We start from the raw sequence: 13,312 nt of genomic DNA, 5'->3' as shown, positions 1-13,312 counted from the left end.
CTCACCATTCTTTATTGTATTGAAAATACTCCTCATCTACGTTACAAATGTTCTCCACGAGTTCAAGCACGTTTCAATTCCTCCTTAGGTTCAATAAAACTGCTTCCTCGCTACAGTTATGGTAATTTAGTTCAATAAACCATCGGCAGTATAGAACTTCATTGTTCCGACCTAAGGCCCGATGGCTTTATATTCGGGTCAGTCTAACACTCATTCTTCTTCGAACAATTTCTCTCCTCGATGGAGCCTCCATGCGATTGTCGCCGTATGAGGAGTCTCTCGTGAGGTAGGAGCATGCGCCGCTAAATAACGGGTAACCGCAAGAATCAGTGTTTCACGGGCTTTCTCTGCGAACGTTCCCGACTCGGAAGCCCAGCGGTCATATTCTGCTATGGCCGCCTCGTACATCTGGAAGGAGTGGAATTCCGCATCCTCTCGAAGCAGCGCATGCCCCAATACATTAAATAAAGGCTCCGGCTTCCCGCCGCTGCGCAGATATCGGATTACCCATTCCGCTGCCGGCGCCACCTGTTGCTGCTTGTCGAGAATCTCAAGCAGCTCGGCGGGCTGCGGCACTTCCTTGGTCGCACCAGTTGCTGACGGTCTCGGAGCCGCAGGGATGTTCAAAAACCGATCAAGGTAAATCGTAGCCGCTGTATGAAAAATTCCACGAACCAACCATGGGTCGGCGGAACGGATCAAACCTTCGTGAACAGCGTGAGCGTGCGTAAACGTGTGCAGCACCGAAATCCAGTCTCCGAAATCGTTTTGCATATGAAACCGGACAACCCGTTCAGCCGCTGCCAATGTGGCAATTTGCGAGATTCGAACCGGAGAGGCGCCATTGAGTAAAGCTTCCTTCAGCATGCTAACCGTCCTGAGCGGATCGTCTCCGAGTAGAGCAAGGAGCAGCTCCTCTTCATCGATGCCAGATTCCTCCCTGCTATCAGATGCAATCCTCTTATTAGACAGCTCCTCGAACGCTTCTTTTAATGGCTGAACCAAATTGATCGGAGACTGCCAGCTATGAAGCTCTTCGCTTCGAGATGCGCTTCCAAACATCGGAACGAGTGAAGCAAGGACATAATTACGCTGCTCTTGCCCGACATACTTCAAGCTCTCAAATGCTTTATTATGAAAATCCAGTGTATGGCCTCCGTTAATATAGAAGTGATCCGTTGCCGCCATGCTCATCATTGAGAATAATCGCTTCTCATCCGCCCCTGCCTTCACGAGGGTCAGCAGCACCCTTTCCGCGCCTTGCGTATCCCGAACTTCGATGCAATCACGATACCATTCTGTTAACCGTTCTTCGGAAACGTCTGTATTAGGGAGCGAATCGAGCAAGAAGCGGGTTCCACTTCTGGCAAAGTCGCGCGCCGTATGTAGCAAGCCTTGAAATAACGCAAGAATTCGACCTTGTTTATCAAGCTTAGGTAGGATGTTGACCATCGCGGTCAGGATCGTTAATCCAGATCCCCACCCTTGCCTACGTTGTTTGACTCCTATTTCGAGCCCGATTGCAGCGATTTCCGTCTCAGGAACGCCAGCTTCTATTAATCCGACTACAGCTTTGGCGATGACAAGGCCGATATTTTGCTCAATACCACTCAGAAGTCGGTCTTTATACAGTTGAACTTGATTGCCGTTCCGGGAATTCGGGTTGACCCAAATGAATCCGTCATTAACGGTTATATCGTGCACAGGTACATCATCCGCCCAAGGGTCAAGCGTTCCTCCACTGCATACGTCAAACCGCGCATGATGCCAATGACATGTCAAAATTCCATTGCACACACTTCCCATGTGAAGCGGAAAACCAAGGTGAGGGCACCGATTGTCAAGCGCATGCACTCTATCCTCGTGATAAAAAACAACGATGCCACCCTTGATTAGCTTCGATCCCCGCTCTCTCAGCTCATCTACCGTACCAGCCTGAATCCAACCATTCATGAAAACGCCTCCATTTTCAATATCAGATGACTCCCATATTTAGGATATCTTATTTCCAACACTTTTGAAACATATTTGTTTAGAAAGTCGATATTATTTTTTCTATGCCTTAGGTCATAACCTTTTTCCCTAATGGAATTCTCACCATCTGTTGGCTGTAATTCTTCAATATATAAAAAAATAGACTATCGAACCGCGATAATCTATTTCCCTCTTAGCTATTTATGCTTTTTTCTCAAAGATGATTTCGAAACTCAGAGTAGTCGCCCCATGATATGGTGGGATAACTTGAACTAAGCGCCAGCCGTCCTTAGCATGTTCGTGGATGATCTCTTGCACCTTAGTTTCTACGTTTTTTTGCGACGACAACCCAATCTTTACTTTCTCAAAATGATACGTATACATGTATGTATCCTCCTCGTGAGCCCCCTGCTTGATATACTCAGTCTAACACTTTATTTTTCAGTCTAGTACTTTCATTTTTTTACACTTCTGATCACAAACAAGGGTACCTTTGAGTCGTTTAACAGCATAAAATATGTTTCATTACATGGTTAATGTAGTCTAAATCTCATATTTTCACTTATGAAATTCGGTCAAAAATAAACTTTTGCATTTGATAAGCAAGGTCAATCGCATGTTCATCCTTGCCATGTTGTAAAGTCCAGTGCAACAATACCATGGCGTTTGCCACATACAAGTGGGACAGATATTCCATTGATATAGCCGGCGCCGTAACTTCCTTTTCCAGAAAGGATAAACAAGTTTGATATAAAATCTTCTCGAATTCCACATGCAAATCCGCCGAAGGTACATGTACGTTTAACAGTGTGGAAATTACGGTATTTTGCTTAACCGTTTGTTCGACGATCATTTCGATAACTTCAGCCACATTGTCTTGTTTCATGGAGTCAAAACGCCGCAATATTTCTTGCTCGAATGAAGCTGCATGCTGTTGAACAAGTTTCTCCAGAAGATCGTATTTATCGATAAAATGGCTGTAAAAAGTGGATTTGCTCGATAAAGAGAGGGTGCAGATATCTTTTACCGTAATGTGGGCAAAGTCCTTTTCTTCCAGTAAATGAATAAGTGCATCAGCAATGTTTTTCTTTGTTTTAAATACGCGAACATCTTCCACCATACAATCGATTCCTTTCTAAAAGTTGTTTTCCGAACTCTTGGCGTACATATCGTTCGATTTCGTACGCAAAGAACTTTTTTGCTTGTTGCTGGGTAAAGCCCCTTCCAATAAGATGGCCTTGTAACAACGCAAAGGAGGGATTGTATGTTTAAACACTATGTTGCCAATGAACAATTCAATTTGCAAATCAACCGTTTTTTAAATGATTACTATCAGGAAGACGAACGGGCAAACAGCGATTTGCAAGGAATAATTCCAAGATTGAAGGATATGAACAGCTGGTATGAATCTTGGCTGGAATATGCGGTTATGCGGGAAGAACGCCAGGATTATGATCTGGCTTCCGTCTATTATCAGGCTGCTGAATTTTATCTGAATCCGTCGAATCCGGCTAAAGAGAATATGTATCAAAAATACCGCGAGACTTTCTACAAGGGTTTCCATGATTTTGACTATGAGTCCTATCAAATTCCGTATGAACATTCCTATCTGCCAGCGATTAAATTGGTGACGCCTGGCGCCAAGCAAACGCTGCTCGTATTTGGCGGATATGATTCATACATGGAAGAAATGGTTAAGATGATGAACTTCATAAAAGGAATTCACTATCATATTATTGTTTTTGATGGTCCGGGACAAGGTACGGCACTTAAAAACGGCTTGAAATTCATTCATAACTGGGAAAAGCCGCTTGCAGCGGTTATCGATTACTTTAAAATCGATCGCGTAAGCATCTTGGGGGCTTCATGGGGCGGTTATTTGGCGATGAGGGCCGCCGCTTTTGAGAAACGAATCGATAAAGTGATTGCGTTCAATATTTTCTATAGCGGTCTGGATGCATTGAAGATTCGAATGCCTGAAGATGTCTGGAACAAACTAAGCACCCTTTTGGATGCCAATGAAGCTGATCAAGTTAATGCCATGATCGAAAACATGATGAAGGAAAGCATCGATTTGAGCTGGAAAGTCATGAAAGGAATGGAAAACACGGGCGAGAAAACGCCGTTCGCTCTGCTCAAAAATTTCGAGAAGCATACGATGGCCGGGATCGGCTCGTTAATCAATCAAGATGTATTGCTGCTGGCCGGAGAAGATGACCAGTATGTTCCGATCAGCCGACTGCCGCAAATTCAAAATGAACTATGCAACGCGGCGTCCATCACGACGAAGGTGTTCACCAAGGAAACAGGCGGCGAGCAGCACTGCCAGGCAGGACATCGCGATTTGGCTTTCAACGAAATGATCAAATTTTTACAAGCGTAATGCCGGATTCACCTAGTGTAGGATGAGGCAGCCTTATATAGGGCTGCTTCTACGCAGCATATCATACAGATTAGGAAATAATTTCCTTTAAAGGCAAGCCGTTAATAAATCCTTTCCCACGGAAATTAGGAATGACACCTATATAATGAATCGTCCCTTTGAAAATATTCTTCGTCTACGTTATAAATGTCGTCCACGAGTTCAAGATGACTCTCCGGTGTGATGTGTTTTTTACCCTTAAGTTCATTAAAACCTGCTTCCTAGCTACAATGAAAGTCTATTGACTGATTGATGTTGATTCTATAAACGGGCGGACACCCTGCCCCGAAGGAGGCAGCTGTTTGAAACAATAACGTTCTTACTACAACTCCTCCTGTTTCTTTGCTTGCATTTTCGATATTTTGACCAATTTCTGAAGAGTACTATGAACCGCTTCGAGGTCATCCATGCTCACCTTGGAGTAATAATCCCTTACCAACAACTCATCGATTCGGTGCAACAAAGCGGAATATTCCAGACCGCGCTCCCCTAATCGGATCAGCGCTTCCCTTTTATTTTCCGGATTCGTCCAGCGAACGATCATTTTTTGTTCCTCGAGTTTGGGCATAACGTGGCTGACGGCACTCATCGAGACGTCCAAATATAAAGCGATTTGTCTTGCCGTTACGGGCTCATTACGGACGATATAGTACATAATGAACTCCTGCTGCGGGGTTAGGTGGAAATGTTCCAGTTGTTTCGCTTCCGCTACCTCCCTTTGAACGATCGCCGTGAATTGCTCAAAGGCTTGATTGATTTGTTCTACTATTTTAAGATAATCTTGCATCGCCGCACCTCAATCAATAAAGTTACCTGTAGCATAAAAAAGTATTTCGATTTCGTCAAATCATACTAGTTCCTCTTTTTATTCGCTTCATAGTCATAAAACTGATTTACATGCTCCTCTTTCAACAACAAGGGATCAATCTCTTCATTCATAACATAATGATTAAAGTAAGCTACAATGTAGCGATTCATCACTTGATGAAATTCTTCTATATCGATCCCCTTCGACAACAGCGGCGATAAAAATGGAAAATCGGAAAAAGAATAATGATCTCCGGCATTAAAAATAAGTTGATAAGTATCTGCCCTAATCCCCTCTCTAAAGTGATAATCCGCAAGCTTTTTAATTTGACTATGATATTGCCGGAATTGCTCTGGCGTGATAGATGTATATTTAATTTCCTCATCGTCTAAATCCAGATAGTCTTTATTCAAAATAAACATAAATGGCCTTTCGAGCCCTTTGCTTGCTACCGGTTCATGCAATGGGCCGTCTATGTTGACCCCCGCCAAAATTCTTGCATCGTCCAATAACGACTGAGCAGCGGTTGAACCCCCGTAGGAGTGCCCCAAAATACCGATTCGTTCCATGTCCAGTTTGCCGGTGAACAAACCTTCGGGATCCCACTCATTCAATACCGTCAATTGATCGAGGACAAACGTCATATCTTCCGATCTTGCCCTCACATTTCGTTCATCTTCGATCGTAAATGAATACGAATAAGCATCGGCCTTACTCATGACTTCTCGCCCATCGGGAAATTGCGTAAAGGCCGCATCAATCATATGATCCACACTGACAACGATATAGCCATGGCTGGCCAGTTCCTCCATTTGAGAAAAGCTTTGCATTCTCGTGCTGCCAAACCCATGGGAAAATAACAGGATGGGGTATCGGTCTTGTTGATTGGACACGGCAATATCTTGTATGCTGTTGGTTCGGCCATATTTGAGATAGTCAAAAAAGAAGCGGGGCGTAGAAAAAAGAAATTCCATAGTTCCTGCCCATTCTGCATAGGGAAAGGATTGGTAACGGATAGGTTGTATGTCGTCATTGATTTCGGCGGGATACCATATTTGGATCATGAGCTCTTTTCCTACTCGCTCCGGCAAAGCGGCGTTCGTTCGAGATTCTTCAAGCAAGTGTCTAGAGCTCATCCCCACTTCGAACGATCCGGTTGGCTTGGGAAGTTGGAATACGGGAATCAATGTTGCAGGAGCGACGCTGCCGAACGCATACAGAATGAGCAGCAAGGCAAATAAAAGTTTTTGTGCTTTCCTTTTTTTTCTGTTCTCTGTCTTATCTTTCCTTCGAAAATATAGCATAAACGTGACTACAGTCAGAACAACAAACAAAGTATAGGTCACCGCCATCTGCCAGCGATAACCTTCTGCTGCCATGTGAAGAGTTAACAGAGCGAATGCGGCTATATTGGCACTTATTTTGATTTTGGCATCCGCCCTGAGTGAAAAAGAAAACAACCAAGCGATATGAACAAATATCAGAATACCTTCAAACAACCTCACTCATTTCATCTCCTTTTTAAAATGAAGTAAATCTTTTTAATCAACCCTCTTACAAATTAGTTTACTTTAGTAAAGTAAACTATAATTCAATATTATCTATTTATTTCCTGTTCGTCAACCTGGAAAATCACGATGTCCCACCGTGGCGTAATCCGATGCATAGAGGTCGTATTCCATTCGCCATGAATCTGGATCACCATAACGCTCAAATTTTTTTGTGTTTTCCAAACCACCTTATATGGCAGACTTTCACCATCGGAAGTTTCAACCATATCTGTTACAAGCTCAACATCTCCTATTGTCTCACCTTGCAACTCTTTGAGTTGATAATCTGCGTGGATTATCGTCTTAAAATCACCAACGCACGGAAAATCCTCCTGAGTCCCCGCATTCGGTAGAACGTGCCCTTCAATACAGCGTATTGTTTCAAATCTATCATTTGCCAGTCCCTTGTCGATCAAATAAAACGTATGACCATCATCTGCATTGCGGAGAATTGGGGATTTGCTAATTGCCGACAGCATATTGATGCCGTCTATCTTTCCAATCGCCTATGCTGAATCTGCACCTACATTAAGCTAATTGTAAAAGAAAATACGATAACAGAGCACCTTCCCACCATAACGGATCGCGGTCGAAACCTCGTCCCACATCGATTCGTTAGCGAAGCATTGGATGCGCAAGTAAAGTGGGATGATACACGCACACGCTAGACCAAGTTTTAAAGCAAAAAAAGCAACAGACATTTTGGCCATGTCCCGTTGCTTTTTTTTGTTGATTGAACTTATTTATTTTTCCTTTTTAATTGCCAAATCAATCGATTTCAGTTGTACTTTAGAGTTGATTACAACTCAAGATATATCCATGAATCATCATTTATTCTTTTAGTTGTGCTATCTTGTTTTATCAATTTACCATTTTTATCAAATGCACCAACCCAAAATCTGTATTTATGACCACTGTCCACATAGGTGAGATGCTTATTATCATTATTTTCCCTGTTAAAATATTGCCGGTCGGTATCTAAATTCCTGATGGAGATCTCATACCAAGCAGCACCGGGTACGTCGTTCCATACAATTTTGGCCAGTACCCTTTCTGCGGCTTGACTCACTGCTTTTGCCTCAACAGCAGAGGCTTGAAGCGGCTCCGCAAGAACTGCACCAGAACTAGCAGAGAACAACGTAGTTGCTGCAAGGATTGAAACAGAAAGCTCTTTTAACATAGTATTACCTCCCAAAATAATTTTGAGGCGGAAAGGAATCTGGGATGTTGTTCTATGTATCATTTTACAATTCAAACATGCTGCCAACTAGGGGAGCGTCATGACATGATTCACTGAATTTTTTTACTATTTTTGGGTTATACATCCAGAATAGGAAAATCAACATTTCCAATAAACCATCCTAACTAAAAGTGTTTGGTACAGTTGTATAATTGACATGCCCAATCGTTGTTAGTATGCGTAAGAATAGTTAAAGACGTACACCTTGTTTGACAACTGTTTCAAACACCTTGCAGCAAATATCTCTTTTTATTATCATTAAGAATTACTTCTTGACTATCACAGCTTCACTCCCAACGAAAGGGGTATCGTCAAAATATTGAATAATTTATACTAATCTATTTCCTTACTTCCACCATTGATCGAATGGTGCTACGGGCAGTTCACGTTTGTGTTGTGTCACCGCATAGCGGGTTTCAATATTCTCCTTCGCTTCAGGAGCAACTTCGTTACCGACAAGATATTCATCCAACAACTCATATTCCAAGCCAAGCTCAGCTTCATCAGCTTGTTGCGGCGTGTTGTCGAGAAGATCTGCTGTTGGCGTCTTCAGATATAGACGTTCCTGTGCATGCAGCTCGATCAAAAGTTCACGCCCTTGACCTTTCGTAAGTCCAGCTAGCGGGAGAATATCCGCTCCGCCATCACCAAACTTGGTGTAGAAGCCAGTGATTGCTTCTGCGGCATGATCGGTTCCCACAACAAGACATTGATGCTCGCCTGCCACAGCATACTGTGCAATCATACGCATTCTTGCCTTCACGTTCCCTTTATGGTAATCCGAAAGGGCCCTTCCGTCAGCACCCTCATAAGCTTCTGCCATAGCATTCACAGGAGTCTCAATATTGAATGTCAGCGTATCGTCAGGCTTAATAAACTGCAAAGCAAGCTGAGCATCGTCCTCATCTTGTTGTGTCCCATAAGGCAGACGGATCGCAATAAACTTGGCTTCATAACCTTCTGCACGAAGCTCTTCAGCCGCCAATTGGGTTAATCGACCAGCAAGTGTCGAATCCTGCCCCCCGCTGATTCCTAACACAAATCCATTCGCTCCCGTTGTACGGCAATACTCCTTAAGGAAATTCACTCGATTACGGATTTCTTCCGTAGGTACAATCGTGTGTTTTACATGCAATACGTTGATGATTTCGATTTGCTTATTCATATCCCGCATCCCCTTTCATTATTTGTATAGGTGATTGATTTGAATGTAATCGTAAACTCTATCAGGAACCAAGTAGCGCGGTTCTCCACCCATTTTGAATTCGTCTCTGATATAACTAGAGCTAATCTCCATTGCCAGCCCCTTGTCGATCAGATGAAACGTGTGGCCATCATCTGCATTCCGAAGAATTGGAGATTTGCTAATGGCCGACAGCATATTAATGCCGTCTCTTGCCATGACAATAAACTTATTATCACGAATTAGTTCCTCAGCCCGCTTCCATTTCCCTTCACCGATATCGACGAGCAGATCAGCACCCATGATGAAATACACTTCGTCATTCGGATATTTCGCACGAAAATGCTTCATTGTTTTGTACGTGGCAATTTCCCAACCAGGTTGATTCATCTCAAAATCGTCAACTTCAAATTTGTCGTTGCCCTCAATCGCAATCCGAACCATGCTCATTCGATGTTCATCCGACACATTCATTTGTTTATCTTGCCGCTTACTGGAACAAGGCAGGAAAATCACCTTGTCCAGCTTGCAACGATGCGCTACGGTGCTTGCTGTCCAAAGATGGACATTCGTGATCGGATCAAAGGATGAACCATAAATCCCGATTTTCGCCATCTCATCCAGCCTCCTTCTAAGCTTCGAGAGCCGCTTGAACTCTATTTCGAACTTCTTCAATCAACCGCATCTTATTATTCCAGCATTCTTGACTGAGGTTAACAGGGTATTCTGCTGGATTGAGCGTCCGTTTATATTCATCCCATAATACATCAAGATTTTCTTTTACAAACTCCCTAATGTCTTTAAGCGAAGGAACATCGTACACCAAGTTCCCACTTTCAAAGATGGTATGATGAAGTTCTCTCGCTTCAAATCCCGTTACGAATTTTGCAATATACGTGTGAACGGGATGAAACATATGCAAGCGCTGTTCCGACTGCGGTTCTTCATGTTCCAGTGCAATGTAGTCGCCCTCTGATTTCCCATTCGCCTTGTTGACGATACGGAATACACGCTTGCGTCCAGGGGTCGTAATCTTCTCAGGATTCGAGCTGATTTTGATCGTATCGACCATCGTTCCGTTTTCGTCTTCAATCGAGATCAGCTTGTATACGGCACCCAAAGCGGGTTGATCATACGCTGTAATCAGCTTGGTGCCAATGCCCCACACATCTATTCTAGCCCCCTGTGTTTTCAGGTTCATGATGGTTTGTTCGTCGAGATCGTTTGAGGCAAAGATTTTGGCATTCGGGAAGCCTGCTTCATCAAGCATTTTACGGGCTTCTTTCGATAAATACGCTAAGTCTCCACTATCAAGTCGGATGCCCTTAAAGCTGATACGCTCACCGAACTCTTTCGCCACTTTGATTGCCGTAGGGACACCAGATCTCAGTGTGTCATAGGTATCAACAAGGAATACGCAGTCTTTATGCGTTTCTGCATACGCTTTAAATGCCTTATATTCATCTCGATAGGCTTGAACCATTGCATGAGCGTGGGTGCCCGAGACAGGGATGCCAAATAACTTCCCTGCCCTTACATTCGACGTTGCTTCGAATCCCGCAAGATACGCAGCTCTCGTACCCCAAATCGCGGCATCCAGTTCTTGTGCTCGCCGAGTTCCGAACTCCATGCAATGATCCTCACCTGCTACTTGCTTAATTCGAGATGCCTTTGTTGCAATAAGTGTTTGATAATTAACGATATTAAGTATCGCAGTTTCAATTAGCTGTGCTTCCGCCAGTGGTGCTTCAATTCGCATAATCGGTTCATTCGCAAAAACCAGTTCCCCTTCTTTCATCGAACGAACGGTTCCTGTGAAACGAATGGCCCGAAGGTAATCTAGATATTCTTCGCTATACCCTTCTTCCTGAAGATAACTCAAATCGCTATCGGTAAAGCGGAAATCATACAAATAACGAACGACCCGCTCCAAGCCTGCAAAGATCGCATATCCGTTCTGGAAAGGAAGCTTGCGGAAGTACACTTCAAAAACTGCTTTACGGTTATGCATGCCATTTTGCCAGTAGACCTGCGCCATATTAATTTGATATTTATCGGTATGCAGCGCGAGACTGTCATCACCATGATTGAATACCGGAAGCTCAATTTTTTTCATCTTTGTTTTCCTCCTTTTTGACTACTGCAGCTCCGAGCGAACCCTTGAAATGTCTGAGTGCCCATACATGACCTTCGGCATCAAAGCTTGCAACGGCATCCTCATGAACGACAATATCGAAACCTTTATTGTAAGCATCTACTGCGGTGTGGAGTACGCAAATGTCCGTACAAACGCCTACTAGATGAAGTTCATTTATCCCTCTTGCTCGAAGTAAAAGCTCTAAGTCTGTACCAGCAAATGCACTGTATCTTGTTTTGTCCATCCAATAGACATTATTAGCGTCTTTATTTGCTTGATACAGATCCTCCAATTGACCAAATAGCTTCCGACCATCGGTTCCCTCAATGTTGTGCGGCGGGAACAGCTTCGTTTCCGGATGGAATGCGTCATTCTCCTTATGAATGTCGATAGCGAAAACAACGAAATCACCACTTTGAATAAACGCTTTCGTAATTTCAGTCATTCGCCCTTCAATCGCTTGCCCTGGTGCTCCGCAAGTCAATGCCCCATCCGCAGCAACAAAGTCCTTTGTATAGTCGATATTAATGAGTGCTTTCTTTTTCATTGTGTACTCCTCCTTTAATTTAACTATTTCATAATTGTTAATTGTTATTGTAAAAAAGAGTAGTGACAATAAAGTTAAGTTAGCACTTCACACCTCACACATCCCCTTCGAAATGCTATTTCCTTTAGTCACCATCTTATTGTAATCAGCTAACATCCATCACATTCTGGTATGGTAAATGGATTTGTTTAGATCCATTTCGACAAATCGGTACAGCTGTGTCGGTCGTTTCGATGTTCGGGTAGTCTTCTTCCCTACAACCTCTTGGATAAAGGGCAACGATTTGATCTTTCTTGCAAATGCCGGTTCCGAAGCAATTGCGGAATCATCTGTGACCGTAAGGAGAACGGCTTGCAGCTCCGAATACGTGAATTCTGCGGGTAGAAACTCCTTGGCGACAGTCGTTTCGAGAAGCTTCTGGCGAATCACATGAATCGCATCTGCGATGATTTGTGCGTGATCGAACGCAAGATCGAGATACATAACCTCTTTCACCGAGAACAATTGTACATCTGCGGCATCATCGTTTGCCTGTCTGTGGGACAACTTGTGTTCTGGCACAATCGCAAAGTGTGCATTGGTAATCATCCAGCCCCGCGGATCACGTCCAGGTTTATCGTATACACCATAATGTTCAAGATGAATGTCCTCTACACCTGTTTCTTCTTGCAGCTCACGTTGTGCACTTTCATAGGCAGTTTCATTGGGATTAACGAAGCCACCCGGCAATGCCCACTTCCCTGCTTCGATATTCGGCTTTCCTTCGCTGTTTAGCATACTCCGCTGAATGAGCATAATGTTGAGCTCCATCTCGGGCGGTTTGAATTCTTTGATTGTAACAGGTACTATCGTAAAAACAGCAATATCAGATGTATATCCATCTGGCGTTCGATATTGTTTGACATCATATTGTTCCAAAGCCTCTTTGTTTGACACGATAAGCACAACCTTTTCTCTCTTTTAACAATTACCAATGTGTTAATTGTATATTACGAGTAATTCAACCTTTTGTCAACCTATATATTCCATGTTTTTAAAGACCTTTATTCTAACTAATTATAAAGAGCCTCCTTTTGGGGGAGGCTTCTTTCAAAGTTTCATGTCTCAACACGGTTATATGTATGGTTAAACCATTGTTTACAAACTAAAAAAGACACCATTTAATAAACCATAAACCATAACTTTGTCTCCATTAACGTTATAAAATGAGAACTTAGAGAAGAAAATATAATTATCTCTTTCCATCCCCAGAAGCTTAAAAGCAACAGATGCTACAAAGTGATTTGCATCTGCTTTCTTACTCACATAATCAGTAAAGTCATCTTTATTCGGATTCGTAACGGCTAAAATGATCAGTAATACACCGATAACAACGTATTTGAGCGATGACTTCTTTGTTGTTTTTCCTTCTGTCATGATTGTACAATCCCCTATTTTCTATATATTTTCTC

Annotated in this window: 14 protein-coding genes and 1 pseudogene; 2 read left to right on the top strand and 13 right to left on the bottom strand. The window is 43.0% G+C overall.

Features of this window, described 5'->3' with window-relative positions; genetic code table 11:
- Nucleotides 1–210 precede the first annotated feature (210 nt).
- The 3 genes from BLS15_RS07535 to BLS15_RS07525 all read right to left on the bottom strand — a co-directional run bounded on the left by BLS15_RS07535 (nt 211) and on the right by BLS15_RS07525 (nt 3,094).
- On the bottom strand, nt 211–1,953 hold the full coding sequence (locus BLS15_RS07535; RefSeq protein ID WP_090510787.1) for a Rieske (2Fe-2S) protein: 1,743 nt from the start codon (nt 1,951–1,953) through the stop codon (nt 211–213).
- Between the two features lie 222 nt (nt 1,954–2,175).
- The gene (locus tag BLS15_RS07530; protein WP_044356691.1) at nt 2,176–2,358 is read right to left on the bottom strand and encodes a DUF4177 domain-containing protein; all 183 of its coding nucleotides are present in this window, start codon (nt 2,356–2,358) and stop codon (nt 2,176–2,178) included.
- Nucleotides 2,359–2,536: 178 nt separating this feature from the next.
- Nucleotides 2,537–3,094: a TetR/AcrR family transcriptional regulator gene (locus BLS15_RS07525; protein WP_021252306.1), complete on the bottom strand. Its 558-nt coding sequence runs from the start codon at nt 3,092–3,094 to the stop codon at nt 2,537–2,539.
- Nucleotides 3,095–3,238: 144 nt separating this feature from the next.
- Between BLS15_RS07525 and BLS15_RS07520 the strand changes: the two genes are divergently transcribed.
- Nucleotides 3,239–4,357 carry an alpha/beta fold hydrolase gene (locus BLS15_RS07520; protein ID WP_090510784.1) on the top strand — a complete coding sequence of 373 codons (1,119 nt, stop codon included), beginning with the start codon at nt 3,239–3,241 and terminating at the stop codon, nt 4,355–4,357.
- Nucleotides 4,358–4,718: 361 nt separating this feature from the next.
- On the opposite strand, the gene BLS15_RS07515 is transcribed toward BLS15_RS07520, so the two are convergent.
- From BLS15_RS07515 to BLS15_RS28485, 3 genes and pseudogenes are all read right to left on the bottom strand, one after another.
- Nucleotides 4,719–5,183 carry a MarR family winged helix-turn-helix transcriptional regulator gene (locus BLS15_RS07515; RefSeq protein WP_021252308.1) on the bottom strand — a complete coding sequence of 155 codons (465 nt, stop codon included), beginning with the start codon at nt 5,181–5,183 and terminating at the stop codon, nt 4,719–4,721.
- Between the two features lie 65 nt (nt 5,184–5,248).
- Nucleotides 5,249–6,709 (bottom strand): alpha/beta hydrolase family protein, encoded by a 1,461-nt coding sequence (locus BLS15_RS07510; protein ID WP_090510780.1) that lies wholly within the window; start codon nt 6,707–6,709, stop codon nt 5,249–5,251.
- A 434-nt stretch (nt 6,710–7,143) separates the two neighbouring features.
- Nucleotides 7,144–7,245: pseudogene (locus BLS15_RS28485) on the bottom strand (nicotinate (nicotinamide) nucleotide adenylyltransferase); the annotation flags it as partial.
- A gap of 24 nt (nt 7,246–7,269) precedes the next feature.
- On the opposite strand from BLS15_RS28485, the gene BLS15_RS29940 reads away from it, so the two are divergent.
- Entirely contained in the window at nt 7,270–7,422 is a 153-nt protein-coding gene (locus BLS15_RS29940) for a stalk domain-containing protein (protein ID WP_081819943.1), read from the top strand.
- A gap of 131 nt (nt 7,423–7,553) precedes the next feature.
- On the opposite strand, the gene BLS15_RS07495 is transcribed toward BLS15_RS29940, so the two are convergent.
- From BLS15_RS07495 to BLS15_RS07465, 7 genes are all read right to left on the bottom strand, one after another.
- A complete protein-coding gene (locus tag BLS15_RS07495) occupies nt 7,554–7,934 on the bottom strand; it encodes a hypothetical protein (protein ID WP_028532911.1) in 381 nt (126 codons plus the stop codon).
- A 406-nt stretch (nt 7,935–8,340) separates the two neighbouring features.
- A complete protein-coding gene (nadE, locus tag BLS15_RS07490; RefSeq protein WP_028532912.1) occupies nt 8,341–9,159 on the bottom strand; it encodes an ammonia-dependent NAD(+) synthetase in 819 nt (272 codons plus the stop codon).
- A gap of 18 nt (nt 9,160–9,177) precedes the next feature.
- A complete protein-coding gene (nadD, locus tag BLS15_RS07485; RefSeq protein ID WP_028532913.1) occupies nt 9,178–9,792 on the bottom strand; it encodes a nicotinate (nicotinamide) nucleotide adenylyltransferase in 615 nt (204 codons plus the stop codon).
- Nucleotides 9,793–9,808: 16 nt separating this feature from the next.
- Complete coding sequence (locus BLS15_RS07480; RefSeq protein WP_028532914.1) at nt 9,809–11,293, bottom strand: nicotinate phosphoribosyltransferase; 1,485 nt, start codon at nt 11,291–11,293, stop codon at nt 9,809–9,811.
- Nucleotides 11,280–11,861, bottom strand: a complete 582-nt coding sequence (locus BLS15_RS07475) for a cysteine hydrolase family protein (protein WP_028532915.1) — start codon at nt 11,859–11,861, stop codon at nt 11,280–11,282. The genes BLS15_RS07480 and BLS15_RS07475 overlap by 14 nt, the downstream gene beginning before the upstream one ends.
- A 159-nt stretch (nt 11,862–12,020) precedes the next feature.
- Nucleotides 12,021–12,797: an NUDIX hydrolase gene (locus BLS15_RS07470; RefSeq protein WP_028532916.1), complete on the bottom strand. Its 777-nt coding sequence runs from the start codon at nt 12,795–12,797 to the stop codon at nt 12,021–12,023.
- Between the two features lie 201 nt (nt 12,798–12,998).
- Nucleotides 12,999–13,277, bottom strand: a complete 279-nt coding sequence (locus BLS15_RS07465) for a hypothetical protein (protein ID WP_028532917.1) — start codon at nt 13,275–13,277, stop codon at nt 12,999–13,001.
- Between the last annotated feature and the right edge of the window lie 35 nt (nt 13,278–13,312).

The organism is Paenibacillus sp. cl6col, from assembly GCF_900102125.1.
Taxonomy (GTDB): Bacteria; Bacillota; Bacilli; order Paenibacillales; family Paenibacillaceae; genus Paenibacillus_B; species Paenibacillus_B suaedae.
Note: the sequence above shows the minus strand (reverse complement) of the source record. Positions and strands in the feature narration are given on the sequence as shown.

Bases quoted from the DNA above. Each gene is read 5' to 3' on its own strand.
- BLS15_RS07495 (WP_028532911.1), bottom strand. From the start codon at position 7,934: ATGTTAAAAGAGCTTTCTGTTTCAATCCTTGCAGCAACTACGTTGTTC.
- BLS15_RS07515 (WP_021252308.1), bottom strand. From the start codon at position 5,183: ATGCAAGATTATCTTAAAATAGTAGAACAAATCAATCAAGCCTTTGAG.
- BLS15_RS07475 (WP_028532915.1), bottom strand. From the start codon at position 11,861: ATGAAAAAGAAAGCACTCATTAATATCGACTATACAAAGGACTTTGTT.
- BLS15_RS07465 (WP_028532917.1), bottom strand. From the start codon at position 13,277: ATGACAGAAGGAAAAACAACAAAGAAGTCATCGCTCAAATACGTTGTT.
- BLS15_RS07480 (WP_028532914.1), bottom strand. From the start codon at position 11,293: ATGAAAAAAATTGAGCTTCCGGTATTCAATCATGGTGATGACAGTCTC.
- BLS15_RS07520 (WP_090510784.1), top strand. From the start codon at position 3,239: ATGTTTAAACACTATGTTGCCAATGAACAATTCAATTTGCAAATCAAC.
- nadD (WP_028532913.1), bottom strand. From the start codon at position 9,792: ATGGCGAAAATCGGGATTTATGGTTCATCCTTTGATCCGATCACGAAT.
- BLS15_RS07535 (WP_090510787.1), bottom strand. From the start codon at position 1,953: ATGAATGGTTGGATTCAGGCTGGTACGGTAGATGAGCTGAGAGAGCGG.
- BLS15_RS07525 (WP_021252306.1), bottom strand. From the start codon at position 3,094: ATGGTGGAAGATGTTCGCGTATTTAAAACAAAGAAAAACATTGCTGAT.
- BLS15_RS07530 (WP_044356691.1), bottom strand. From the start codon at position 2,358: ATGTATACGTATCATTTTGAGAAAGTAAAGATTGGGTTGTCGTCGCAA.
- nadE (WP_028532912.1), bottom strand. From the start codon at position 9,159: ATGAATAAGCAAATCGAAATCATCAACGTATTGCATGTAAAACACACG.